Origin of the sequence: Shewanella sp. SM87 (genome assembly GCF_025653705.1) — a bacterium.
GTDB lineage: Bacteria > Pseudomonadota > Gammaproteobacteria > Enterobacterales > Shewanellaceae > Shewanella > Shewanella oncorhynchi.
Genome location: NZ_JAKKSC010000010.1, coordinates 18,744 through 44,885, shown reverse-complemented (window position 1 = coordinate 44,885; position 26,142 = coordinate 18,744). Strand labels below are relative to the sequence as shown.

Genomic DNA, 26,142 nt, shown 5'->3' with positions numbered 1-26,142 from the left:
ATACAACCTATTAATAACCTAGCGATCACAACGGAAGTAAAAACATCTAGACGTCTAAATTGACAGGTTATCAGGGATCAAATATGCTTTGCCTCAAGTTGCTAGGATACGATGCCGAGGCAACACTGAATTTAAGCGAGTTTGACTGCCAAGGATCCTGCGGAAAAACCCTAAGCGAAAGAGAGATAACATTTGAGCAATCCAACAGCAGCACAGCACAGCCCGGCATCTTTTATTGCCCTGTTGCCATTATTTGTTTTCCTTGGTCTTTTCATTGGCGCGGGTGTGTATTTCCAAAGCCAAGGTGTCGACTTTGCCTTCTATCAATTACCCAGCGTTATCGCTATTTTACCTGCAATCATTCTGGCGTTGATTTTATCAAAACAGAAATTAAATCAATCGATTGATACCTTTATTGGCGGTATTGGTCACAGCAATATTATTGCTATGTGTTTAATTTACTTACTTGCAGGCGCCTTCGCTGCAGTCGCTAAAGCCACTGGCGGCGTCGATGCTACTGTTGCTCTTGGTTTATCGTTAATACCATCGAACCTGTTACTACCTGGTTTCTTCGTGATTGCCGCTTTTATCGCAACGGCCATGGGAACCTCTATGGGGACAATCGCGGCTGTCGCTCCCATCGCCCTAGGCGTAGCCGACCAAGCGCAAATCGACTATGCACTGATGGCGGGAGCCGTGATGTCTGGCGCCCTATTTGGTGACAACTTGTCGATTATTTCCGATACCACAATTGCAGCTACGCGCACCCAAGGCTGTGATATGAAAGATAAATTTCGTGAAAATTTGATTTTCGCTATCCCCGCATCACTGCTAACCTTAATCGCCTTTGTATTTGCCGGACAAGGCCAAGCAGAATTAGCAACGCAGAATATCGATCTTATTAAGGTCATTCCTTATCTGACCATTTTGATCTTAGCCGTGGCGGGTCTGAACGTATTTGTGGTCTTGACCTTAGGTATCTTATTAGCGGGCGCAACCGGCCTGTTTACTATGGATTACGGCGTGATCCAATTCGGTAAAGATATTTATGCTGGCTTTAGCAATATGCAGGAGATTTTCATTCTGTCTATGCTAGTGGGTGGTTTAGCCGCACTCATGCAGCAGCAAGGTGGTCTTGCCTTTGTGAGTAAACAGATTGAAAAGCTGATCACTCGTTTCTCTAAGGCGCAAGGTGAAGCTTCATGCCGTGCAGCTGAGCTAGGTATGGCAGGTATAGTCGCAGTGACTAACTCTTGTGTGGCTAACAACACGGTTTCTATCGTGGTGACGGGTGATATTGCAAAAGACTTAGCAGAGAAGCATGGCGTGAGTCCAAAACGTGCCGCCAGCATACTCGATATTTTCGCCTGTATTATCCAAGGTTTGATCCCGTATGGTGCACAGGCACTCTTGATTGCTTCGACCTTTAGCATCACGCCATTAGCAGCGGTATCACACGCTTGGTACTGTATGATTTTAGCCGTAGTGGCTGTTGCGATTGTAATTTTCCGCAAACGACACTAAATGATATTTGAGTCGCATGAGTAAAATCTAACGTTTATGACAAGGAACGCACTAGGCGTTCCTTGTCATTTTAAAGCCCTCTTTTGACGAAAAAGCATCAACTCGCTTGCCTTCATTAAACAATTCAGGCAAGTTACCGCATTCAATGTGGTCATATCCCATCAGCATATTTTTAGTCTCCATGAATCCTCTTTATCACCAAGAACCAAGTTATTACGATCTACATCGTCTTATTACATGGTTGATTGTAGGCGCAGCCTTTATTAGTGCTTCTGGAGTTTTAATTGCTATTTATGCTGAATATCAAAACATTGGAGTTCAAGTCTTACAAATACGAGCTGATTTTTTAGGTAACTATATCAACTCACCCCTCGCTTATGTGTTTAATTTAAGCTTATTGGCTGCAGGACTCTGCATACTCATTTCAATGACCGGGCTCTACTTACTAAAACTGGATACGTTCAGCCAATGCATAGCACTTACAGGTGCTTGGGTAGGAGTCTCTGTGATTTTGATGGGAATATTCCCCATTAATTTTTTGAGCATACACAGAATAGTTTCAACGAGTTATCTATTAAGCACCCTTATCTTACACAGCCTTGTGATTATAGCGGGGATAGTGCCTCGGTTTATTTGCCCAAAGCCACTGTTCTATTTGAGCCTGATCAGCTTTTGTAGTGCAGTGAGTTTAACCCTGCAATTAGATTGGACAATATTGGATTTCCCTCCCTGTGTGCCCCAAACACACTTTTGTACTGTTTCAGCCAATATGTGGCTCCAAACTAACTTGAGTATCATTTGGTGTTTAAGCCTAGCCTTTGCAATGCGGCGCCTATCAAAAATACTGTATCATCGCGCCCAAGAACGCCAAATACTTTAGGGTAATCCATGCGCTTAGCAAAATACCTCGCCCAGTGTGGCATAGGCTCACGCCGTGAAGCCTGCCGTTTGATTGAGGCCGGGCGCATCACACTCAATGGCGGTATCGCCCGCCACACAGATCCCATCTGTTTAGACGAGTCATTACACTGCCTCGACAGTATTGAGTTTGATGGCAAACCTATCACTAAAGCCGAAACATTCGCCTATTGGGTATTTAACAAAGCTGTGGGCACAGATTGCCGTCTGCTTGAGCAGGATGAAACGAGCCTCATACACCTACTTCCCAAAGCACCAAGACTCTACCCCGTCGGCAGACTCGATAAGGACTCCCGCGGCCTACTGCTGTTAACTAACGATGGTGAGCTGACCCATAAACTGATGCACCCCAGTTTTGCCCACAGCAAAACCTACCATGTGCGCCTCGATAGGCCATTCGCAGATGATTTTATTGAACAAATGGCCAGTGGAGTGCGTTATAAAGACCTGCAAACCCTGCCCTGCCAAGTCCGCCGCCTCAGTTCGGACAGCTTTGAAATCGTGCTGACTCAGGGATTAAATCGACAAATTCGGCGTATGTCCAGCGCCTTAGGCTATAAGGTAATTGACTTACAGCGCGTCGCATTAATGACATTAACGCTAGAATCCTTAGCCGAAGGAGCGATGCGGCCACTCACCCCACAGGAAGTTGCAGTGCTTAAAGCCGCAGTGACAATTTAGAGAAAGACAAGTGGCGAATACACTCAAGCTACTAACCTCAATTTTAGACAAATGCCCGCGCGAACAATATCTTCCAATGAACTCCAATGAAGATAGAAACGCCTGAGATGACTCAGGCGTTTCTATAAAACGAAGCTCCCCTTTCAAGCTTATTAATATGAGCTACTTTTTATCGGAACGAAGTACTAACTCCACTCTGCGATTCAGTTTTTGTCCGGCGTCATTAGTATTGCTGGCGACAGGGCTATATTCCCCGTTACCGTGGGCGGTTAATTGGGCCGACGGAATTTGAAACCCGTCACTCAACTGCTTAATCACAGCTGCGGCGCGGCGCTCCGACAGGCTTTGATTGTAACTCCGCTCGCCCTTGTCATCGGTATGTCCAACCACATAAAAACTCATCGCCGGATGCTGCTTAAGATAGCTTGCCAGCACCTCCAGTACAGGTTTGGACTCAGGCAACATGCGCTCACTGTCATAATCAAACAGCAATCCCTCCAACGTCGCCTTGCCAGTTTGGCTAATCGCATCGGTCAAAGCATTGAGGTCAATCGCCACTCGATCATCCTTCAGAGTAGAGAGTTCCATTACCCTGAGGGTAGTATCGGCAGGTGTGCCATCGAAATATCCTTGGGAATAGATATCGAAGTAAACATCGCCCTTTGCGTGACTAAGCTTAAACAGCTGATACTCCTGCCATTCGTCCTCTTTATCGTCCTTGATTAATTTGATGACATTAATCAGGCTATCATCGTCGCCGCAAGCCGTGCCTTTGCAATGGAATACCCGCTCTGCTGCAAGCTTTTGTGCGGCTGCGGCATAATTGCTGTTAATTTCAAACAGGGAATAGCTTTCAGGCATCTGATAACTTATTTGGGTAAGCTTGGCGTCCAGCGATTTGGTTTGATAATTTGCGCCCGAGATCCCCACCAATACAGGCACTTGGGTAAAGTTAGTTTGTTTGTAACTTGTAATATAACTGCCGGGCATACGTCCCAGCAAAGGATGGTCTGTCGAGCCTTGAGCATCGTCACTACGCCTATCTTTAATCTCAATGTTCTTCGGCGCCTGCTGTAAAAAGTCACTATTCGCTTGGATTAAGTCCAGCGGCTCAGGGATAGCGTCGAGAATATCGACTTGCAGATAGGTATATCTGTCCTCGCGATTGACGACATAGATACTGGTGTAAACCTCACCGCGAGTACCTTTCAGTTTTGCCGCCACGTAAGCACTGTGATAGTCGGCATTCACGCTTTTAAGCGGCTTTAGCTGAGTTTGCATGACTTGACCATCACCGCAGGTGACGGCCTGACAACTAAATAACACTTCAGCATTCAGCTTTTTTAGCTGTGCCAAATAATTATTGATAACATGCTCAGGACTATAACTCTCGGGAAGCTCAATGCTTTGTCGAGTCAATTTCCCCGATACAGGCAACAGAGTGAACTTGTCACCATTCACTGCGGTGATAAGTTCAAAGGGCGTAAAGTGGATGCGCTTTTCTTCAGGCGATTTGGCGTCAGGAAAGGGAGTAAACAGCGATTCAGCATTCACCGCAAAAGTGGCGACACCGCAGGTCGCGGTCAAAAGTACAACACTCAATAACGTCTTATGTCCCATAAAAAATCCTTTTCTGTGGGTAAATAGAAATTTAACTCATAGCTTAAAAACATAAGCGCGAACGATATTACGATAAAATGCAAAATAATTCAGCCTAGATATTACTTCAAAGCTTGAGACATATTTTCAAACTTTAAAAGCCACCTCCCTTACTAGCGTTGCGCTCAAAAAATCTATGACATATAAGCAGCTTAATAACCAAATCAAAATTACATTAAGATGCGCTGAGTTATACAGCTAATTAGTCAGAAATCCTTCTTTAGTGTTATAGCCATCAGCAATACATCTCCTTATAAAAGGGCAATTAATTTTTTCCGAAAGCCATATTTTTATATGCTGATGAAATTATAAATAGAAAATGTTTACTCATTCAGTAAACACGAAGACATTAACGGATACAAAGACGACGCCGAAAACGAATCGTCAATAACGAAGACATAATGGAACTAAGGCTATAACTTCAGTTGGTTTTTCCCATTTTTAGCTAGCTAAACTCATGCTCAAAGGACTTTGCAAAAATGCGATTCAGAATAATGTTATCTCACGTAAAACTTTTACTTTGTATATCACTGCTCAGCGCTACACCTACTTCTATAGCGGAAGAAAAAGTACTAACAGTGCAAAGCATCCTTGCGAATGCACCAAAACAGCATGAGGTTGAATTTGCTCGTAAAAGCGTGGCAGAAACAAGCATAGATAATGCTTGGGAGCGGCCATGTCCATATAACAGCTCTCGTTTGCTTACTGAAGGTTCGGGCGATTTCGATGTAGACAAAGCTCCCCTGCGTTGTCGCCGCTGGCAAGATTGTAAAACAGCGGGCGCTGATGCGAGTCGGTTTACTGAAGGTTTTTTCAAGCACCATAAAACTGGGGAGGAAATTCCTCAGCAGTGGAAAAAAGATGGCGAAGACTTGGCCAAAAATGACGCAGAATTTGGTGGCGGTTCGGGGCACTCTTATAACTACGCCTTGAAGTTTGCTGAAGAAAACTGGCGCTTGTTTGAAGGGCGAAGTGCTAGTGAAGCTGACAAACTCGTTAAAAAGCAATTCTGGCAATGGTGCGCTGTCGAACCTTTGTCGATTTGGAAAAGTAAACTCGATGATTAGGATTGGCATGTATTTCAATTTCATATCAACAGTGACTAAGGTGTAAAAATGCGATTCAGAATAAGGTTATTTCAGACAAAACTTTTACTTTGTGTCTCGCTGTTCAGCGCAGCAGCTTTTTCCATTGCAGAGGAAAAATCCGGCTATGACTTGTTATTGGAGATGTTTCCTAAGCCTTATGAGATTGAACTGGCGCGCAAAGGTATAGCCGAAACCAATATCGATAAGGCTTGGGAACGAGCTTGCCCCTATCGAGAGCTAACAGGAACGACTGAGGCGGAGGACGAGTATTTCTTTCGCTGCAAACGTTGGGACGAGTGTGTGTCGGCAGGCAGTTCGGCCAGCGTTTACACAGAGGGGTTCTTCAGAAACCAGCAACTGGATCCCAATGCACAAGTACCGTGGGAGCTCTACCGGGATGTTCTGTTGGAGGGGGTTGATTTAGAAAGGGTCACCGGTCACTTGAGACAGTATGCCCTGAAATCTGCAGAGGAAAATTGGCGCTTGTTTGAGGGGCGGGATGCTGCCGCGGCAAGTGACTTGGTTGAGAAGAAATTCTGGCAATGGTGCTCCGCCGAACCTTTGACTTTATGGAAGGCTGAGTATCAATAGCAGGCGTCCCCACACCCTAGCAACAAATTTAATGTGAATAAAGGCTGAGCATTCAAGCATCGCCGTCGGCTTTTCCATGCTCTCAATATCGGAAGAGTTCACGGCGTGCGCCACTCGAAGGACAGAAACCACGGTCAAGGATTGAGCCATGCAAGTGTTCTACCGCTACCTGTTATACAGAGCCGCTGCAAAAGCTAATTTAAGTCGATTCCCTCACCGGCAGGCAGGATACGCCAGCGTCCTTTTTCTGGCGATATTTGCCGCAATTGGTTTGGCGGTATTTTCTTTGTATGACTCAGGTGTGGTCGCGACCGAGCGGGTGCGATTACAGAACACGGCCGACAACGTTGCCTACAGCACCGCCACCATGATTACCCGCGATATGAATGTTATCGCCATTACCAATCGGGCCATGGTTGCCAATCAAAAAAAGCGGGGACAGCCAGATCTTTTTGTTTTTTCTTGCACTCTAAACCAAGCTTTAAATCATCCTAATTTAGCCAATGCGGTGACTTGTGATGACCTCGGCCAGAAGACAATTAATCGATGCGAATTCAACGCCTTATTATCATGTAATAAATCGTTGTGTTCGCAGAACTTTTTTGTGCGGTGAGGATAAATTCACCGGGCGCAGTTATGGGCATAGACGTGGCTGGATTGTAGATAAAATCAAAGTCTTGTCTGCAATTTTTTGTATCGATATTTGTGCTTATGCAGTGATGAGTAACCACTATCATCTGGTGCTTAAAATTGATGTCGAAAAAGCTAAATCGTTAACGCACAATAAAAGCGGAAAAGCGGGGACAGCCATATCTTTTTGTATTTTCTTGCACTCTAAACTAAGCTTTAAATCATCCTAATTTAGCCAGTGCGGTGACTTGTAATAACCTCGACCAGAAGACAGTTAATTGATGCGAATTCAACGCCTTATCATCATGTAATAAATCGTTGTGTTCGCAGAACTTTTTTGTGCGGTGAGGATAAAATCACCGGGCGCAGTTATGGGCATAGACGTGGCTGGATTGTAGATAAAATCAAAGTATTGTCTGCAATTTTTTGTATCGATATTTGTGCTTATGCGGTGATGAGTAACCATTATCATCTGGTGCTTAAAATTGATGTCGAAAAAGCTAAATCGTTAACGCACAAAGATATTATCAGTCGCTGGTGCAAAATAACCAAAGGCCATGCCGTTGCGACTAAGTATATGAAGGGTGACACCTTAATTGACGGTGAAACCATGTTGCTCGATGGCTTACTGACCGAATGGCATGAGCGACTGAGCAATATTTCTTGGTTTATGCGCTGTTTAAATGAAGAAATTGCTCGCAAGGCTAATCGTGAAGATGAGTGTAAAGGCGCCTTTTGGGAGGGGCGGTTTAAGTCGCAAGCGCTGTTAGATGAGCAAGCATTACTGGCCTGTATGATGTACGTCGATTTAAACCCTATTCGAGCAGGGATTGCCGACTCTTTGCAACAATCTGATTTCACATCAATTCAAGAAAGGATTAACGAGCTTAATTCACCCAACAACGACTTAATCCCCTCTAATCATGTCGATAATCTTCATCAACCAAGGCACAAATCCCTCGCCCAATTCGATGGTGCCGCACACCTTGGTGAGCAAACAGGCATTGCGTTTCATTTTGCTGATTATCTTGAACTGATTGATTGGACAGGGCGCGCGATTCGCCATGATAAAAAAGGCTTTATCGATAATCAACGGCCGAAACTGCTTAATGAGTTAAGCATAGCCTCCGATGCTTGGCTCACGTCAGCTAAAGAGTTTCGTCGTCAATACAGTGGTATAAGTGGTCGTTGGGATGCTATGTGCGCGTTTAAAAAGCAGCACAGCAGCGGCAAATGGTGTAAAGGTAAAGCCTCAAGCCAAGCGTTACATCCTTAAGCGCATCACTAACTACGATTCTGCTCAACGGATTATGTTTGTTTATCCAAAATGAAAATAATTTCGCGTAAAACCCAGCACGCTTTTGTCCAAAAGTGTGTTGCGTATATATTTTCAATCCACTGGTTACGTTAATGCTAAAAAGGTGAGCTAATGCCCTAGCGCCCCTATCACGGAAGCTATCTTAACGCCGTCAGCAGGCCATTACAGCTACAAAAAAAGCGATAAACCCAGTGAGTTTATCGCTATTTTGTTGTCTTGTTATTTCAGTATTTTTAAAGCACTAAATCGCACTTGAATGCTGATAATCCAAATTCACTATGCCACTATAGGCCGCACCATTGCTGGTGCGGCAATGGATTACTTAACGATTTCCATCTCAGCTAATAAATTGTCGGCATGATCTAAATACTTCATGACCCACAGCATATAACGGCTGTCGACATGAATAGAACGGTTAATTTCATTATCAAATGCCCAACCGCCAATAATGCTTTCATATACACCGTCGAACAATAGGCCGACGAGTTCAGCGCGGCCGTTTAAGGTCGGTGAGCCAGAATTTCCGCCAGTAGTATCTAAAGTTGATAAAAAGTTTACTGGTACAGAATCTATTGATTTCATATAGAAATCACCATATTGCTTCTGCTTAATCAGCTCTAACTCTTTCTTCGGTGCATCGAATGGGTCAACACCCGTGTCCTTTTGCACTATGCCTTCAAGGCGAGTGAATGGCACGGCCACTAAACCGTCTTTTGGCGAATAGCCTTTCACATGACCAACCGTGACACGTAAGCTTGAGTTAGCATCGGCATACACTGGCTTACCTTGCTCTAGGTTGTAAGCAATAATGGCATCCATATATTGCGGACGCACCTTCATTAGTTCACCCGCTAATTCTTTTTCTTTCTTTTCTTTAGCCATATCAGTGTCATACATAGCGACAGCGAATTGAATGAAAGGATCTTTAGAGGCTTTAAAATCGGCAACGGATTTATCCATCCACGCCAGACGAACGTCTTTCTTACCTAACTCAGTTTTGGCGTACATTTTATCTAAGGTTTTCGAAAGCTTAGCTTCACTAAACTTTTTATCGATACCAAAGGCTTTATCCAATGCGGGTAGGCGCTGATCTTCTGGCAGTGCGGCGTAGCGTTTTAGCATGTCGAGCAATACCGCTTTATCAACGCTCGGCGCATAACGACGGTCGATACGCTCCATGCTGGCTTTTAGACGTGTCATATCACGATCTTGGAAGCCCGGTTCACGCTGCATATCTGGCAGTTGTTTCTCGTTCGCGAGGCGATATAAGCTACGCGCCGTCGGCAACATAGTCGTGCTGCCTATATAGCTTAAGATCATGTCACGCTCTTGATGCGTTTTGCCTTTGGCAATCAAGGCATCTAATTCCGCTAAGGTTTTACCGTATTTCGCTTCACGACTGCTGTCTTTGGCTATCCACGCCGCAAGCTTAGCTTCGAGGGCTTTACGGTCAGCCAACATGGTTGATTTGCCGTAAAACTCGATCATAGAAGTGAAGTTTTTCGCGTAATTTGCAAGGCCAGCAATTTGACTCTCGTACTTAATACGCTCGTCGCTGCCCTCTGGCGCGGTTTCTTTAATGATCTCTATAAAGCGTTCACGCAGCATTTTGCCTTCGGGATAAGCCCACTCAAACTCATTTTGAACTTCAGTAGCTGTGCGATATCTGTTGGTACGACCTGGGTAGCCTGCAACCATCACAAAATCACCCTCACTCACGCCTTTAGCCGAGACTTTTAAGAAACTTTTTGGCTCGTATGGCACGTTGTCGCTGCTAAATTCTGCTGGTTTACCCGCTTTAGATACATAAGCACGGTAGAAAGAAAAATCGCCTGTGTGACGTGGCCACATCCAGTTGTCTACGTCGCCGCCGTATTTACCCACGCTCGCGGCTGGGTTATAGACTAAACGCACATCACGGATTTCCAATTGCTTAACCAGATAATATTCGAGGCCGCCGTGAAAGCTATACACTTGGCAACGGTAACCATCTTCTTTTTCACATTCAGCAACTAACGCTTTTTCTTGGCTTTCAACGCCTTGATAGAAGGCGCTGCCCACTTTACCTTCAAGCCCGTTTTTAACTCGCTCAGTGACATTAGTGACATCTTCAGTCACATAGACACGTGAGCCAGGGGTCGCAGGTAATTCATCGGCGAAGGTCTTAGCTAAAAAACCATCCTGCAGCAGATTTTTCTCAGGAGTGGAATTGTATTGAATTGCCCCATATGCACAGTGATGGTTAGTCACGACTAGGCCCTTTGGCGATACAAATGATGCAGTGCAACCGCCAAGGCTTATCACGGCATTCATCGGGAATTCGGTGAGTTTAGAAATCGATTTTGCATCAATTTCAAGGCCTTTTGCTTTCAGCTCATCAGCCATAGCAGGCAGTTGATGGGGCTGCCACATACCTTCGTCAGCCTGTGCGCCAAAACTAGCGGCCACGGCAACTGTGAGTAACCATTTTTTCATTGTGTTAAGTCCGTTTTATGTGAATGAAGCCACGCGCAAGCTGGGCCATTTTATCGTTTTAATAGCGTTGTTTTAATTTTAAATAACTGTGCTAAAACCCAGCATCACTCGCTTTAAAACCTAAAAAGCAAAAAGTCAGGCCGGGGCCTGACTTTATCACATGCGACACTCTCTATAACAGACTTTGAAAAACTCGCTTACAAAGCAAATACATTTAATCAAAGTTACTCAGCCGCGTTGGCTAAAAAGCCACACCTATCGCAATGAATTAGATCCCAACAAATAGTTGGGCACCCACAATCACGGCACCTAACAAACCTGTAATGACTAACGCAACAGATCCGCCAGACACTTGATAACCCCCAAGCTGCGACTGACGTTGACGCAGTGCCATAACAATTGGCAAAAAGATGATCATCACGACCAATGGTACGGCCGCAAATCCCAGTACCGCCACAAAGCCTTCAGGCAAATACAAGGCACACAAAACAGGCGGAATAAAGGTCAGTAACCAAGTTTGAATACGGCCGGCAAACGTTTCTTTGGCGCGAGTTAATTCAGCGATAAAGTCATATAAACTTAAGGTCACACCGAGGAATGAGGTCACTAAGGCTAAATCAGCGAATAATGAAATACATTTGCTGATCCAAGGTGTATGAGCAATATCCTGTAATGCCGTGACGAGTGAAGGTAGTGAACCTTCAAAACTATTCACCTCATATCCGCCTACTGTGCCTAAAGTCACCAATAACCACAGAACATAACAAGCAAGTGGGATAGTCGAGCCGATTAACAACACCTTACGCAGTGATACCGCATCGCCATCGAGATAACGCACTAAAGTGGCGATACAGACGTGGAAACCAAACGAAGTAAACACTACGGGAATTGCCGCCATCCAATTGCTGGTCATAGACTCGGCAATCGCGCCAGTTGCCATGCTAGCAATACTGACTTCGGGCAATAAAAATAATACCACCACCACGAGCAATAGAATCATTAACGAAAATAGGAAACGTGACACTTTATCGACCCAAGCAACACCTAGCGCCGCAAAGCCACCGAGCACGAGTGTAAATAACAACACTGCGACTTGATTATCGAGCACGATATCGAACATGTTCTTCGCTTTAAGCACTAATAACGAAGAGCCGCCGGTGAGATAAGCCGCGGTCAAAGCAAATAATAAACTCAGGAAAGAAGCACCTTGAATTATTTGACCTTTTTTACCCAGTAACTTACCCGTAATAGCATGCACGTTATCCCCCACGCCAGTGCGTAAGTTAATTTCGAGCATAAGTAATGAGGTATAGGCGGACACGCCCCAAATAACGACGAGTAACACTAAAGCAGGGATAATACCTAAAGCCGCTGTGGCTAAAGGTAACGCTAACATACCTGCGCCAATGGCCGTCCCGGCAACGATGGCGATCGAGCCTAACATTTTTGAATTCACACAATAGTCCTGTTCAATAATTAATTATTATTTTATTTGAGTAAGATTTGAACCGATAAAGCCTTGCGTCTTAAATCGAAATAAGCGACACATCACTTAAAGCATCCAATCAGATCTCGACCTAGCAGATCAATTGGCCCCAATAGCTTTTGAATGTTTCAACCCAGTAGCCATTGAGGCTAACTAAATCGATTATTGAAAAATGGCATGACTTTCAATTGTGATAGCCCAAATGAATGTACCGATATAAGCATCGATTAAATAGATAGTTTGGGACATTAACAGAGCCAAACCCAGTGGGCAAGCCAGTTGTGAACAAAGAAGGGTAGCAAACGGTACGGTAACAACTTAATAGCGCTGTGATAAACGAAAATAAACAAGCCAACAAAATCGCTACCTTTGTTGAGAATACCTGTAATCTTGTATTAGGCTCGAATCAAAATAAAGCCGGTCTTTTTCCATCCGATGCAGACAAAAAGGGCTTAAACACAGCGAATATGTTTAAGCCCAATCACATCATGTTGAGAATTGATTAACTCAAAATGTTAATTTACAGCTCAGTCCACGCCATAGCCCAAGAAGCGCCAACACCTGGCTCAAATCCTGTGGCAGAAGCCGACCACTGCACGCAATAGCCGCTATAAGGGAATGGCTTACATTGATACACTTTGCCATTTTTAGGCTGTAACACTGTAGTACCTGCAACGTAACCTTTCACGCCTGCTGGGAATACAAAATCAGCTTCTGGTGCAGGAGCTTGATCCTTTAAGAAGAGATCAAAGTTCTGCTGAATAACATCACCTTGTTTAGGCTCAGCTTTTACCTGCAAATGATAATGCCCAGCTTTAGGCTCAACGACGTCTAACACTAAGCTCGCACTGGTATTGTTAACAGTTTGGCTCACAAAACCTGCCGCGGTGCCATCATGGCTAAACAAATACGCTGACACTAGCATCTCGGCGTTACTGGTCACATCAAAGCTGACCTTCGCCGCACCGTCGATAATTTGATAATCGTCGGCAAGTGAAGTGACCTCTAAGCTGTTGCCCGGAGCAGGAGCTAAATCAAATCCTACTTCGACACGCTCAATACCTGAGTTTTTCGCTGTAAAAATGTCGTTTTTGCCATACACAGGCTCAATCACACCCGATGCATTTTTTTGTCCCGCTTTTAACTGGGCCTGCTGGGCATTAATCGCGCTTGCTAATAGGAAAGGCCAATTTTGTTTATCACCTTGAGTCGCATCACTAATGGTAATGACTGTTTGCTTAGCCGTTTGCTCACCATTGGCGTCAAACACCCGGGTCATCACTTTATCGCCTGCTTTTAGATCGAGTGACGGATTGATATCCCCCACATCTTGCCATTCACTCGGCACAATAGGACCCGAGCCCAAGTTCACATCGATAGCATTGTAGAAACTATTCGTCGTATCTCCCACTTCCCACACGGCCAAGATCACTTGATAACCACTGCGACCTTCTGGCACGTAACAGTCATGGGTCACTAACTTAGGCGGCTGTTCCATGCCACCATCAACTACGCAAAAGGGGGCTAAGTCAAAGCTCGCTCGGCTCAAAGCTTGGTTTGGGTTCCAATCTTGGCGAGTTAAATAGTAACGCCAATTACGGGTGACATGATTTGCTGTGAACTGCCAACTGAATTTATTCCAGCCCGCTTTAATATCCGTCTTTGCCCAACGGCTCGGGCTTTGTTCATCCAAAGGTGAAAAAGCACCATTGCCAGCACTCGCCAGTTTGCCATCAGCAGGACCTGATTCAGGAAAACCCGATGGCCCCTCAACACTTTGTGGCTCCCATTGCACCGCACCACAATTGGCATTTTTACCTGTTTTACAGGCATATGAACGCGATTCAGGTGCCACAACATAACCGTGCGCCTGCGCAGAGATACTCACAAACGCATTCGTCGCCATTACTGCCGCGGCCAATAAACTCAATTTAGAAATAGGGGAAAAAACAGTAGGATTTGCCACTTTAATGCACTCCATTGATTGCCTATCATCCTAAACATAATGATAGGCTTAGATATAAAAGTGGTATTTGGGCAAACAACAGCATTAAACAGCAGTCGTTTATCTTTCACAGAAATCGAATTCTGCGGCAACTCCGCTATCTTAGTTCACTAAAAAATCCATTTACAACCTTAGACCGGAAGCTTTGCGTCCTAACTTTTCAATTAGTTTGCCAAATACAGTCGTTATCATTGAGTCACTACGAGTTAACAGTATGTAACCAAGTAGAAATGACTTGGCTAAATTAGCAACAAAAGACAACGTTGTCAAAAAATAATTCATTTATATTCATTAAGTTACAGAATGTGAATCGGTATTTTTCTGACACCCGTCAAACATTTATCAGCACCTACTGTTATAAACTCGTGCTTGAAACTAAATCTTACCTAGGTATAATGCCCACCTCGCTTCGGGGGAGTAGCTAACTGGATTTCGAGCCATCGTCATCTAGGGTGAACATCAACATACTTGGCAACATGCCATGGTGTTCACAGCAAATCATAGATTTGCCCAGCAAGACCTGAGCACAATGACCGCACCTAGGGGTGGACGGTTTATTGTGCTTATGTCATAACCACCCCTAAAGGATCACACTTGGAAGCCCTACTTGCCTCAACCTTTACGGTTGCTATCGCCGAAATTGGTGATAAAACTCAATTACTTGCACTAATCCTCGCCGCAAGATTTAAAAATAAAACCGCCATTATTTTAGGTATTTTGCTGTCGACATTATTTAACCATTTTGCCGCAGCTTGGATTGGCCAATGGGCCATTAACTGGGTAAGCCCAGATCTTGCACGTTATTTAGTGGCCGCGTCCTTCTTTGCAATCGCTCTTTGGGTGTTAATCCCCGATAAAGTCGATGCAGAAGAGAGCCGTTTCTATAAAATGGGCCCCTTTCTCGCCACCTTTATCCTGTTTTTTATCGCCGAAATGGGGGATAAAACACAAATCGCAACTGTGGTATTAGCCGCAAAATACGATTCATTAACTATGGTGGTTGCAGGCACAACCTTAGGCATGCTGCTTGCTAACGTACCCGTAGTGATCGCAGGCCACTTCAGCGCCGAAAAATTACCTATGTTGTGGATACACCGTGGCTGCGCCGTATTGTTCGCACTCTTAGGCGTAGCAACACTGTTCTTCTAAGAATCGAGGCTGTGGTTTTGCTGCAGAATAAAATTTCTTCACGCAATATTTTATTCTTTTAAACCTAACCGTTTTGCAAGTCGGTGCAAATTACCTGTATCGATTTGCAATATTCTTGCACACGCAGCCCAATTTTGTTGATTCGCGGCTAAAACTTGGCGAATAAGTTGACGCTGATATCTCTCAGTCGCAGCCTTAAGCCCCAGCATAACACTGGAATTATCTTGCGATTGTCCCTCACGACAGGCCGACTCAGACCTAAATGCTAATTCACTGGCTGGCGTTGCGGCATCTGATGGCCTATCTTCGTCGACTGTTCTGTGTGCTTGATTCATCAAAGAATCGAGCTGAAAATGTTTATTACTTAAGCTGATGTAAGTCGTTTTTAGCTCGGCTTTCGCCAACACCGCAGCCCTGTGTATCGCATGCTCTAGCTCACGCACATTACCCGGCCATGTGTATTGCTCTAATAACTGCTGCGCTGCGGGTGTGATATTGATATGGGTGAGTCCTAACTTCGCTTTACAACGTTCAAGAAAAAAACCTGTCAGCATGACAATATCTTGCCCACGCTCTCTTAATGGTGCTACGTGGATAGGAAACACGCTCAACCTATGGTAAAGATCGAAACGAAAGCGCCCTTCCGTTGCCTCTTGGTGCAAAATTCGATTAGTGGCGGCAATAATCCGAGTATTCACTTTTAGGCTCTTATCACTGCCCACTCGCTGTAATTCACCGTATTGTAAAACCCTCAATAACTTAGCTTGCAGCCCCAAGGGAAGCTCCCCGATTTCATCTAAAAACAAGGTCCCCTTGTCAGCGAGTTCAAACTTGCCTTGCCTATGACTGATTGCCCCCGTAAATGCCCCTTTTACATGTCCAAATAACTCGCTTTCGGCGACGGACTCCGGCAATGCAGCGCAGTTCAAATAGATAAGTGATTTATCGGCTCTGGTCGATTGATTATGTATCGCCGCGGCCACTAACTCCTTACCCACGCCAGTTTCGCCGGTAATTAATACCGATAAATCCGTGCCTGCCACGGCACTTATCTGCTGCTTTAGCGATTGGATCTGTGTGGATTGCCCTATGATCTCCTGCTGACTAGCAGGACGATTGAGCACCTCAGTGCCATTGGAAACTTCAACAACTTGGGATTCTAGCTGTTGCATCAATAACGCAGTATTAAGACTGGCTGCGGCCAGTGCACTGATCACACGCAACTCGCTATCACTAAAACCATCAAACTGATGAGGGTTGAAACCATCAATGGTGAGCGCCCCAATTAAGCGATCGTTCGCGATTAGTGGTAAACCAATGCAAGCATGTACATGTAAGTTCGCACTATGATGTGGAATTAAACCATCATACGGATCGGGAAGTTCACTGTCGGCCGGGAAACGAACCACATCGCCAGCACGGGCGATAGCCTCTAATCTCGGATGTTCACTAATTTGAAAGCGCCGCCCTAACACTTCGGCAAAGAGCCCATCTATCGCCAAGGGGACAAATTGCTGCTCCCGAAATGCCAATAATGCCGCAGCATCACAATTGACACGCCGCCTGACCACTGCCAACAAACGCTCAAATCTGTCTTGCGTCGACACGCCGACAGTTAAATCTAAGGCTAACTGAGTTAAATCAGCATGGGCACTCATAGCACATCCACAGTCAAATAAAGTCATATTGACAACAGTGTAATGTCAATTTGACAAATATCAAATTGTCATTATGACACCAGCAAGTAATTTCAAATGTTGAAATACGTTAATACCAATAAAAATCAACACCTTATAATGTTGGCATAGTGAGTGCAATAAGAGATTTAACTAAATAAGCAAGATTTACGTAGCGCATTCATTATTAATTATCACAGGTGTATTTATGACTATTCATGTAAAAAACAATATCCACTGGGTGGGCCAACGCGATTGGGAAGTGCAAGATTTTCATGGTACTGAGTACAAGATAACTAAAGGCACAAGCTACAATAGCTACCTTATCCGTGAAGAAAAAACCGTGTTAATTGATACAGTTGATCATCGGTTTAGCCAGCAATTCTTACAAAATCTTGAAGCTGAAATTAATCTAACCGACATAGACTATATTGTGATGAACCATGCAGAGGAAGACCACTCAGGCGCCCTGACTGCATTAATGGCCAAAATTCCTAACACTCCAATTTACTGCAGTGAAAATGCGGTCGACTCCATTGTAGGACATCACCACCACCCAGAATGGAATTTCATTACCGTAAAAACAGGGGATAGTTTAGCGATAGGCAATGGTAAGCAACTGATATTTATCGAAGCACCTATGTTGCATTGGCCAGATAGCATGATGACATACCTCACCGAAGATGCGGTTTTATTCAGTAACGATGCCTTTGGCCAACACTATTGCGACGAACATTTATTCAATGATGAGGTTGATCAAAATGAATTAATGGAACAATGCCTACGGTACTACTCAAACATTTTAACGCCCTTTAGCAGCCTAGTGACGGCTAAAATTCACGAAGTATTAAGCTTTAATTTACCTGTAGATATGATCGCAACTTCACATGGCATTGTGTGGCGTGATAATCCAGCCCAAATTATTCACCAATATTTAGCTTGGGCCGACGCTTATCAAGAAGACCGCATCACGATTTTCTACGACTCTATGTCCAATAATACTCGCATGATGGCCGACGGTATTGCTCAAGGTATCCATGATGTTGACCCCAATGTAGCGGTAAAAGTGTATAACGTCGCACGTCATGATAAAAACGAAATCCTTGCACAGGCATTTAGGTCAAAAGGTATTTTAGTCGGCTCATCCACCATGAATAATGTGATGATGCCTAAAATTGCCGCCATGCTTGAAGAAATTACGGGCCTGCGTTTTCGCAATAAAAAGGCGGCAGCTTTTGGTAGTTATGGCTGGAATGGCGGCGCAGTCGATAGAATTCACACTCGTTTGATGGATGCTGGTTTTGAAACCTCAGTGGGATTAAAAGTCAAATGGCGTCCCGATCGAGATGCGATGCAAGAATGCCGTCAGCACGGCCAGCGAATCGCGCGAGAATGGGCATTGCGTCCCCTCGATAGTGCTAATAGTCGCTCTATCATTAATCAAGTCATGTCAAAACCTAACCAAGCCACCACAGCCAGTCAAATAGCTGAAAATACTGCTACTAATAACGTCCCTGTGACGGCACCGATTGCAACAAAAGCGTGCGAATTAAATGATACACAATCAATGATTTGCACCGTTTGCCAATGGGTTTACGACCCTGAAAAAGGAGAGCCTAATCAAGATGTCATTGCTGGCACACCTTGGACTCAAGTGGCCGAAGACTTCCTCTGTCCCGAATGTGGCCTAGGTAAAAGCGTTTTCGCTATCATAAAAAATGAGGTGACTAATGTCTAAACCTATCGTCATTATCGGCAGTGGATTCGCGGCATATCAGCTAGTCAAAACACTGCGACGTTTAAACCGCGAACAACCGATTACAGTTATCACAGCCGACTCTGGTGACGAATACCATAAACCAGATTTAAGCCATGTGTTTAGCCTTAAAAAAATGGCGTCAGACCTCATAAAATTGACCGCGACTGAATTTGCACATGAGCAACAAATTGATGTAATAAATCACTGTGAAGTCATAAAAATAGATAAAGTTCGTCAGGTAGTCTGTTGCCATCAAGGACGCGAAATTGCGTACAAAAAATTAGTGCTTGCCACGGGTGCACGACCCTTTATTCCACCTATAGAGGGGGATGGCGTCGATATCATCCACACAGTTAACAGCTTAATGGAGTATCAGGCCTGCGAAGCAGACATCCATGGCGCGAGGAGAGTACTGGTTATCGGTGCTGGTTTGGTCGGAGTTGAACTGGCAATGGACTTAGCAACTGCAGGTAAGCAAGTGTTTTTGGTCGATCCACAAGCGAGCTTAATGCCGAATATGCTACCCGAAATGTTAAGCCACAAACTGACCGCTGTACTAAAGCAGTATAACGTCACAGTGCAATTGCAAACCCGAGTCAGCCAACTGCAACACCAAGATGGCAGTATCTCTGTGTGCCTAGATAATGACCAGCGGTTTATTTGTGATGCGGTTATCTGTGCAGCGGGACTTCTCCCTAACAGTCAACTTGCCCAGCATGCGGGGCTAGAGGTCAATAAAGGTATCGTCGTTAACGAATGCTTACAAACCAACGATGCCCATATTTATGCGCTAGGTGATTGCGCCCAAATCAACGGCCAAAATAGGGCCTATTTGCAACCTGCGTTACTGAGCGCCAATGCGCTAGCGAACACATTACTGAACCAACCGACAGCAGTGAATTTTCCCGCCATGCTAATTAAAGTGAAAACGCCACTGTTACCTATGCAGCTCAGCGGTATAACAGTGAATGGCGTCCATCGCTGGCAAGTCGATATTGATGCTCAAGGAAGCTGTATTAAAGCATTCGACGTGGATGAAACATTTATAGGATTTATCGTAACCGAGGATAAAATGCAGCAAGCATTTGGATTGTTAAAGCAACTAAATAGCCCTAACGCAGCACTCATTGCAGCCTAAGAGCACATTAACGAGAATGTTAATATTGTTGTCGCTGATAATAAAAACTGAGTAGAGGCTTCCTACTCAGTTTTATCGTTTCTACTATTATTCAAACATTCGCAACAGCAACAGTTTAAAGACCTAATGCCAGTTTAATACGTTGTCCGTAATCCGCATCGGCTTGAGTAAAATGCGCCACCATACGTTGCTGCACATCTAAACTCGCTTGACTTAATGAACCCGAAATTGTTGCCACTAGGCGCGCTTTCTCCGCTTCAGAGAAGATGCGATACAAATTACCCGCTTGGGTGTAATCGTCTTGGTTATAACGGCTATAACGCGCCGCTTCACCTTCTAAACGCAATGGTGGTTCGCTAAAGTTTACTGGCTCAACCAAGGCATCAGCAGTGCTGTTCGGGCCATAGTTTGCCGAAGCGTCGCCACTCGTTTGACTGCCATGGTAAGGGCATTGTGTGCCCGCCATCGCACCTGCACGTTGATGGTGATTTGCCTTAGCGGCATGCGGGCAGTTCACTGGCAATTGGTTGTAGTTAGTACCAATGCGGTAACGCTGCGCATCGGCATAGGCAAATAAACGCGCTTGTAACATCTTGTCAGGTGAAGCCCCAACCCCTGGGACCAAATTACTCGGTGCTAATGCCACTTGCTCAACTTCAGCAAAGTAGTTTTGTGGTAGACGATTCAGTTCTAATACACCAATCTCAAGTAATGGATAGTCGCTATGCGGCCAAACCTTAGTTAAATCAAATGGATTGATATGGTAAGTATTGGCATCTGCCTCAGGCATAATCTGCACATTAACCGTCCAACGCGGGAAGTTACCATCAGTAATAGCAACCACCATATCGCGCTGCGATGAATCGGGATCAATCCCTTTTAATTTATCAGCCTGTTCATTGGTTAAGTTGACCACACCTTGTTGCGATTTAAAGTGGAACTTCACCCAGAAACGCTCGCCCTTGGCATTCCACAGCGAGAAAGTGTGTGAACCATAACCGTGCATTTGACGGTAGTTCGCAGGAATACCACGATCCGACATCAAAATGGTCACTTGATGCATAGCTTCAGGATTCAATGACCAAAAGTCCCACATAGCCTGCGGATCTTTTAAGTTTGTCTTAGGATTACGCTTTTGCGTATGGATAAAGTCTGGAAACTTAATCCCATCTCGTAAGAAAAAGGTCGGCGTATTGTTACCCACGATATCGTGATTACCACGGGTAGTATAAAAACGTAAACCAAAGCCGCGTGGATCGCGCTCTGCGTCGGCAGAACCCATTTCTCCACCTACGGTTGAGAAACGAATAAAGGTTTCGGTTTGCTTACCAACACCATTGAAATGGTCAGCAATGGTGTAATCGCTTAAATCTTTAGTCAGCGTAAATGTGCCGTAAACCCCAGTACCTTTAGCATGCACGATACGCTCAGGAATACGCTCACGGTTGAAATGGGCTAACTTTTCAATTAAATGCCAATCTTGTAATAGCAGAGGACCACGCTCACCCGCCGACAGTGAGTTTTGATCGTCGGCCACTGGGGCGCCGTTTTGGCTCGTTAAGTACTGACTTATTTGATGTTGTTGACTCATGCCCTGCTCCTTAGTCTTGATTGCTGGTTAACCAGGTTTCAATTAAATCGTAAATGGTGGCCATGGTTTATCTCCTTGGCTGGCGACGTGTTGTCGATAGAGCAAGAATAGAGAATTACCACTTGAGAACAAAACGATTAAACTAGATTTATATAATCTAAAAAAAAGATTAAGAATGAGTTTGGCAAGACAGTTAATGAATTACACGGACTCACAGCCAATGGTCCGCTCACATCACTTAAGATGCTGTTGAAAAACCAAATAGCTGCTCAGGACAATGGAGCGAAGTGCGGTGCGAGAAAGCGGAGTTAAGCTGATACACTGCCATTAACTGCTGGATAAGTCGGCTTCACGATAAAGCTTAACCAAATAATAAGTGTCAATCAGCACGATAAAAAAGTTAACTAAGGCAACAGGATAAGCCCCAATTGCCACACCGTAGGCCACAAATAAAGCCGCACCAATGAGATTCCACCAGCGCAGTTTCTTAATGTTTGACATCATCAGTGATATTGCAACGACCACTGAAGCTAAATAACCAACCCATTCCCAAATTGTAGCGTTATCCATATCCAATCCTTATCTATATATTATTTAAATCAAACGATTGATACGCCATTCACACCACAGGTAATAAGCTGGCTCATTGCATTTAGCGTTTAACGACAGCCGCAGTCATCCGTGAAATACAAGTCAGTTCACCCGCGCTGTTGTGGATTAAAATCTCCCATACAGAGCTGCGCTTCCCTAAGTGGATAGGCTTAGCCGTGGCGGTTAATACCCCATTACGGGAAGCCCGTAAGTGGTTAGCGTTAATTTCTTGACCGACACAATAGTACTGCTCAAAATCCACCGCGAAATTTGCCGCATAGCTGGCAACGGTTTCAGCAAGCGCGACATTCGCGCCACCATGCACTATGCCCAAAGGGTTATGCACCGCCGGACTGGCTGGCATAGTGGCCTTCATGTAATCGTCGCCAATCTCACTGATCTCAATTCCTAAAGTCTGCATCAAGGTGCCTTTGCCACCCATACCGGCGTCTAAACGCGCGCAATCCTCTAACGTTACAGCTCTAAACCAAATACTCATTGCAACTTCCTAGTCAATAAAACCAATCAGCAGTTTACTGTGAAGTGGATGAAGTTCAACTAGTTTACTCTCAGCTGGTCACATCAATATCAGCAAAAATAAGGCTCAAACTAACCAAGATTTAACGGTACTTAGCTGACTAAACCAGACAAGAAATAATCCCCACACCACGACTACACTTGGCATAATTAACGCGTCAGCTCCTAGCACCACAGCCGCTTGCTGAATGCAAAATACATAGGTCATTTGCAACAAAATAGCGATAAGCGAGGCGACCAACACTTTATAAGCAATTAATTTTCTGAATAACAATAATAGGCATCCTAGAACCCCTGAAACCACGGCAAAGCCAAACACAGCATCAACCCAAATTGGCGTCGTTTCATAGAGTTTAATTTGATCTGGGCTCATCTGTGCGAGTGCATCTGGCGTCATAGTCATTTGCATCACAAAAGCCATCAGCCCCATGATATTCCACAACAAACTGAGCGTTGCGACAAAGTAAAACCACAGTGGCGCCTTGATATTCATGGTTTTCAGCGGATTTGAGGTGGTATCCATACTCACTCCTAATAAAAACTGAAAAAAAGAGATAAAAAAGGGATGGTTAACCATCCCTTTGTTTCAGTCTAGCTCACAAATTGCACTTGTGAGTTAACCCCATATACAGGTTAACGGCGACGACGCTGCAAACCAAACAAGGACATCAGTGCTAAACCTAAATAACCTAAAGCACCGCCATCATCTTTAGGCTTTGGCTCAGGTTTTGGCGGCACTACTGGCGCAGGATAACTTAAAGCAACAATCACAGGATCATGATCCGATGCAGAAAAAGCATTTTCAGATTTAACCAGATCACCAGAGAACTTTTTACCGTATTCAAACAGGCTAGATTCCACTGAGTTGATATGCCAATCTTCAATATCCACTAAACGTTTGGCTAAGTTAGCATTGGCTAAAGCATGATCTAAGTTACCTAACTCGCCGTTATAGCTATAAGAGAAAGTGCTTGCACCGTGGGCTTTCGTGTTCAAGTTGATAAAGCCATAACCTTTTTCAATCTTGCTGCCTTGGCGTTCAAACACTTTGCCGTCGAGCGTCGTCCACGAAGCGGTCAGGATGTCACGCTCTGACTTGCTCGCATCGAAGTCGGTTAGTACACGGATAGGATCCTCCATACCATAGGCATTCATATCACCGATGATCAGTAAGTCGCCTTTCACGTCTTTTAGCGTTTCACCCAAGACTTTCGCTGCAGATACGCGGAAAGCATTACACTTGCCCTGTTGATCGGCAGGATCAACTGACTCTTCGAAGTTAACCCAATCTTCTAAACAACCTGAGCCTTTAGATTTCAAATGGTTAACGACTACGGTCAGAGACTCATCATGGATTTTAAAGGTTTGCGCTAAGCTATGACGTTGATAAGCATCATTGCCAGGGTTAGTCTCAGTTTTGCCATCTTTTGTGCGAGTCACGCTGCCAGCACTGGCGTGCTGTTCTGGAGTACCGATAACTTGTGCTGCCCCCGCTAAAGCCACTTTACCACCACGGTATAACATGCCGACAGTAATCGCATCTGTGCCAAAGTACTTGCCGTCATACTTATCAGCATCGGTGATTTCAACAAAGCTATAGGCGTTTTCAGGCGTCTGCTTGTCATTTAGTGCATCGACTAAATCCTTAATCGCACTCTTCTCACCAAAACCGTTGTTAGCAATTTCCATCAAACCGACGATATCGGCATTCATGGCGGTAATAGCGCTAACGATTTTAGTACGTTGTAGCACCATTTCTTCCAGCGTTAGAGCGCCACGGTTACTGCCTGATGGATTGGTATCGCCACCATCAACATCGTTAAAGAAGTTCAGCACGTTAAAGCTAGCCACGCGCAGATCTCCCTTAGTTGCGACACTTGGGGCTTCGGTTCTGTCATCACCACGGATAAAATCACCCGCTGTAATAGTATTAGTCGCTACTAAACGATAAGCGCCGTAGCTGTAACCAATCACACCTTGCAGGTTAGTCAGTTGATCGCCAACACGGATGTAACCCGTTTCCACATTGAAATCAGGGAAGTATGGAATAACACCATTGGCAGGCTTGTAATCGGATTCGATAAAGAGTTGGTTTTCGCGGTTAGATTTAACTAATGCCGTTGCTTCAGCAGAAAGCGCTGGATACAGCTGTGTAGGCTTCATTAAAGGCGCTTGATATGACACTAGCATGTTATTGCGACTACCCGCATAGTCAAAGCTGAAGGTACGGCTGATTTTAAGATCACTGCCCGCATCTAAGGCCACATTCATGCCTTCATAGCGCTCTAATGCTTGCGCTAAGGTTTCACCATCGGCCACATAGAAAGGCGCGGCAACAGGGACTTCACCCTTAGCGCCAACATCAAATTTCTTATCGGCTTTAATATCGATTTGAGTTAAGCCAAAGTATTCTTTCACTTTACCCTGCACACAAACTTCAACCCCAGGTTGAATCGCTTCAGGTGCCGCTTCACCTAAGAATACAAATACACCATCAGAGGTATACGGTGAGTTATCACCCTTAACTTCTTGTAAGTAAAAACCTTTAAACAAGCTTTCACCACGGGCAGTCACTACGCCACGCACTGTCACTTCGGCTTCAGATTCGAATGCCCCTGCTGGTACAAATGGGCTCGACTCGCCCGCACCTTGTACTTGATAAATAGGCACAATTGTAGCGCCAGTACAGCTAAAGAGCGGCACTTCTGGCTCAGCAGGCGTTTCTAGTGAACCTAAACCAGAGAAGGTATCTTTAGGTAATTGTTCCCACTGGGCGGCATTAAATACAGTATTCGCCACTAACGCATCTAATTTACGTTTTAAGGTAACGTCTAATCCCCAACCCGTTGGAGTCGGCACATCACCAATAATATCGATGACGGCATCATCTTTCATTAAGGCAACCGCATCACCGCCATTAAAACTTAAACTACCAGAGTAACTATCAACTCCTTGAGCAACAGTAATAGTACCGCTAGTATTTAAAATAACTTTTGTCGATTTTGCCGCAATAGTTTGACCACCTAAAGCCACCATATCCGACGCAACAGTAGCACCATCTTTATAACGAACCAGTTTATAACCCGCGAGATCAATTGCCGTATCGCCGCTGTTATACAGTTCAATCGCTTTATTATTTGAGCTACCTTCAACATATTCGGTGATCATCACATCTGCGCTTGCCATCATAGGCAAAGCCGCTGCTACAGCTAAAGAAATAGCCGTTAATTTATTAACATTATCCATATCATCAACCCCATTATTATAATATTGCCGCTAACTTCTATTAACGTGCGAGCGGATTATTTCAGAGTTGAATGCGTAAA

The 26,142-nt window shown here is 44.6% G+C and carries 19 protein-coding genes, 1 pseudogene and 1 riboswitch; of the genes and pseudogenes, 10 read left to right on the top strand and 10 right to left on the bottom strand.

The genetic code is table 11. From position 1 onward, the window contains the following. Positions 1-192 precede the first annotated feature (192 nt). Both L5M11_RS10045 and L5M11_RS10040 read left to right on the top strand, forming a co-directional pair. Complete coding sequence (locus L5M11_RS10045; RefSeq protein ID WP_105250033.1) at positions 193-1,524, top strand: Na+/H+ antiporter NhaC family protein; 1,332 nt, start codon at positions 193-195, stop codon at positions 1,522-1,524. Positions 1,525-2,412: 888 nt separating this feature from the next. Continuing rightward, positions 2,413-3,123 (top strand): 23S rRNA pseudouridine(2604) synthase RluF, encoded by a 711-nt coding sequence (locus tag L5M11_RS10040; RefSeq protein WP_263185481.1) that lies wholly within the window; start codon positions 2,413-2,415, stop codon positions 3,121-3,123. A 162-nt stretch (positions 3,124-3,285) separates the two neighbouring features. On the opposite strand, the gene L5M11_RS10035 is transcribed toward L5M11_RS10040, so the two are convergent. Beyond that, a complete protein-coding gene (locus L5M11_RS10035) occupies positions 3,286-4,743 on the bottom strand; it encodes an OmpA family protein (RefSeq protein ID WP_263192015.1) in 1,458 nt (485 codons plus the stop codon). 617 nt (positions 4,744-5,360) lie between these two features. On the opposite strand from L5M11_RS10035, the gene L5M11_RS10030 reads away from it, so the two are divergent. The 5 genes and pseudogenes from L5M11_RS10030 (at position 5,361) to L5M11_RS10010 (ending at position 8,367) form a co-directional block, all read left to right on the top strand. After that, entirely contained in the window at positions 5,361-5,849 is a 489-nt protein-coding gene (locus L5M11_RS10030; protein ID WP_263185479.1) for a hypothetical protein, read from the top strand. A gap of 48 nt (positions 5,850-5,897) precedes the next feature. Beyond that, on the top strand, positions 5,898-6,461 hold the full coding sequence (locus L5M11_RS10025) for a hypothetical protein (RefSeq protein WP_263185477.1): 564 nt from the start codon (positions 5,898-5,900) through the stop codon (positions 6,459-6,461). Positions 6,462-6,609: 148 nt separating this feature from the next. Further along, complete coding sequence (locus L5M11_RS10020) at positions 6,610-7,074, top strand: TadE/TadG family type IV pilus assembly protein (RefSeq protein ID WP_263185476.1); 465 nt, start codon at positions 6,610-6,612, stop codon at positions 7,072-7,074. Beyond that, positions 6,980-7,240 (top strand): annotated as a pseudogene (locus L5M11_RS10015) (alpha-amylase family glycosyl hydrolase); the annotation flags it as partial. The gene L5M11_RS10020 and the pseudogene L5M11_RS10015, both read left to right, overlap by 95 nt. A gap of 104 nt (positions 7,241-7,344) precedes the next feature. Then, positions 7,345-8,367, top strand: a complete 1,023-nt coding sequence (locus L5M11_RS10010) for a transposase (RefSeq protein WP_263192060.1) — start codon at positions 7,345-7,347, stop codon at positions 8,365-8,367. Positions 8,368-8,727: 360 nt separating this feature from the next. On the opposite strand, the gene L5M11_RS10005 is transcribed toward L5M11_RS10010, so the two are convergent. From L5M11_RS10005 to gbpA, 3 genes are all read right to left on the bottom strand, one after another. Next, entirely contained in the window at positions 8,728-10,884 is a 2,157-nt protein-coding gene (locus tag L5M11_RS10005; RefSeq protein WP_263192014.1) for a S46 family peptidase, read from the bottom strand. 268 nt (positions 10,885-11,152) lie between these two features. After that, positions 11,153-12,328: an aromatic amino acid transport family protein gene (locus L5M11_RS10000; protein ID WP_263163872.1), complete on the bottom strand. Its 1,176-nt coding sequence runs from the start codon at positions 12,326-12,328 to the stop codon at positions 11,153-11,155. A gap of 562 nt (positions 12,329-12,890) precedes the next feature. After that, positions 12,891-14,336 (bottom strand): N-acetylglucosamine-binding protein GbpA, encoded by a 1,446-nt coding sequence (gene gbpA, locus L5M11_RS09995; RefSeq protein WP_263192013.1) that lies wholly within the window; start codon positions 14,334-14,336, stop codon positions 12,891-12,893. 123 nt (positions 14,337-14,459) lie between these two features. Beyond that, a riboswitch (cyclic di-GMP riboswitch) is annotated at positions 14,460-14,559 on the bottom strand. Positions 14,560-14,969: 410 nt separating this feature from the next. Between gbpA and L5M11_RS09990 the strand changes: the two genes are divergently transcribed. Then, positions 14,970-15,524: a TMEM165/GDT1 family protein gene (locus L5M11_RS09990; protein ID WP_131524629.1), complete on the top strand. Its 555-nt coding sequence runs from the start codon at positions 14,970-14,972 to the stop codon at positions 15,522-15,524. A 50-nt stretch (positions 15,525-15,574) separates the two neighbouring features. Here the strand turns inward: L5M11_RS09990 and norR are convergent, their stop codons facing one another. Beyond that, positions 15,575-17,182 (bottom strand): nitric oxide reductase transcriptional regulator NorR, encoded by a 1,608-nt coding sequence (norR, locus tag L5M11_RS09985; protein WP_263192011.1) that lies wholly within the window; start codon positions 17,180-17,182, stop codon positions 15,575-15,577. 226 nt (positions 17,183-17,408) lie between these two features. On the opposite strand from norR, the gene norV reads away from it, so the two are divergent. Both norV and norW read left to right on the top strand, forming a co-directional pair. Beyond that, a complete protein-coding gene (gene norV, locus L5M11_RS09980) occupies positions 17,409-18,938 on the top strand; it encodes an anaerobic nitric oxide reductase flavorubredoxin (RefSeq protein ID WP_263186742.1) in 1,530 nt (509 codons plus the stop codon). Further along, positions 18,931-20,097, top strand: a complete 1,167-nt coding sequence (gene norW, locus L5M11_RS09975) for an NADH:flavorubredoxin reductase NorW (protein ID WP_263186741.1) — start codon at positions 18,931-18,933, stop codon at positions 20,095-20,097. The genes norV and norW overlap by 8 nt, the downstream gene beginning before the upstream one ends. 115 nt (positions 20,098-20,212) lie before the next feature. Here norW and katB read toward each other — a convergent pair whose 3' ends face one another. The 5 genes from katB to exeM form a co-directional block, all read right to left on the bottom strand. Next, entirely contained in the window at positions 20,213-21,688 is a 1,476-nt protein-coding gene (gene katB / locus L5M11_RS09970; protein WP_263192010.1) for a catalase KatB, read from the bottom strand. A gap of 327 nt (positions 21,689-22,015) precedes the next feature. Further along, on the bottom strand, positions 22,016-22,258 hold the full coding sequence (locus tag L5M11_RS09965) for a YgjV family protein (protein WP_028761593.1): 243 nt from the start codon (positions 22,256-22,258) through the stop codon (positions 22,016-22,018). Positions 22,259-22,340: 82 nt separating this feature from the next. Further along, a complete protein-coding gene (locus L5M11_RS09960) occupies positions 22,341-22,778 on the bottom strand; it encodes a PaaI family thioesterase (protein WP_028761594.1) in 438 nt (145 codons plus the stop codon). 105 nt (positions 22,779-22,883) lie between these two features. Beyond that, positions 22,884-23,339 (bottom strand): hypothetical protein, encoded by a 456-nt coding sequence (locus tag L5M11_RS09955; RefSeq protein WP_263163751.1) that lies wholly within the window; start codon positions 23,337-23,339, stop codon positions 22,884-22,886. 110 nt (positions 23,340-23,449) lie between these two features. Beyond that, entirely contained in the window at positions 23,450-26,062 is a 2,613-nt protein-coding gene (gene exeM / locus L5M11_RS09950; protein WP_263186739.1) for an extracellular exonuclease ExeM, read from the bottom strand. Positions 26,063-26,142 lie beyond the last annotated feature (80 nt).

What these genes read in the sequence shown, in the direction of transcription:
- L5M11_RS10040 (WP_263185481.1), top strand. Translation starts at nt 2,413, where the DNA reads ATGCGCTTAGCAAAATACCTCGCCCAGTGTGGCATAGGCTCACGCCGT.
- L5M11_RS10035 (WP_263192015.1), bottom strand. Translation starts at nt 4,743, where the DNA reads ATGGGACATAAGACGTTATTGAGTGTTGTACTTTTGACCGCGACCTGC.
- L5M11_RS10025 (WP_263185477.1), top strand. Translation starts at nt 5,898, where the DNA reads ATGCGATTCAGAATAAGGTTATTTCAGACAAAACTTTTACTTTGTGTC.
- L5M11_RS10020 (WP_263185476.1), top strand. Translation starts at nt 6,610, where the DNA reads ATGCAAGTGTTCTACCGCTACCTGTTATACAGAGCCGCTGCAAAAGCT.
- L5M11_RS10005 (WP_263192014.1), bottom strand. Translation starts at nt 10,884, where the DNA reads ATGAAAAAATGGTTACTCACAGTTGCCGTGGCCGCTAGTTTTGGCGCA.
- L5M11_RS10000 (WP_263163872.1), bottom strand. Translation starts at nt 12,328, where the DNA reads ATGTTAGGCTCGATCGCCATCGTTGCCGGGACGGCCATTGGCGCAGGT.
- norR (WP_263192011.1), bottom strand. Translation starts at nt 17,182, where the DNA reads ATGAGTGCCCATGCTGATTTAACTCAGTTAGCCTTAGATTTAACTGTC.
- norV (WP_263186742.1), top strand. Translation starts at nt 17,409, where the DNA reads ATGACTATTCATGTAAAAAACAATATCCACTGGGTGGGCCAACGCGAT.
- norW (WP_263186741.1), top strand. Translation starts at nt 18,931, where the DNA reads ATGTCTAAACCTATCGTCATTATCGGCAGTGGATTCGCGGCATATCAG.
- katB (WP_263192010.1), bottom strand. Translation starts at nt 21,688, where the DNA reads ATGAGTCAACAACATCAAATAAGTCAGTACTTAACGAGCCAAAACGGC.
- L5M11_RS09965 (WP_028761593.1), bottom strand. Translation starts at nt 22,258, where the DNA reads ATGGATAACGCTACAATTTGGGAATGGGTTGGTTATTTAGCTTCAGTG.
- L5M11_RS09960 (WP_028761594.1), bottom strand. Translation starts at nt 22,778, where the DNA reads ATGAGTATTTGGTTTAGAGCTGTAACGTTAGAGGATTGCGCGCGTTTA.
- L5M11_RS09955 (WP_263163751.1), bottom strand. Translation starts at nt 23,339, where the DNA reads ATGGATACCACCTCAAATCCGCTGAAAACCATGAATATCAAGGCGCCA.
- exeM (WP_263186739.1), bottom strand. Translation starts at nt 26,062, where the DNA reads ATGGATAATGTTAATAAATTAACGGCTATTTCTTTAGCTGTAGCAGCG.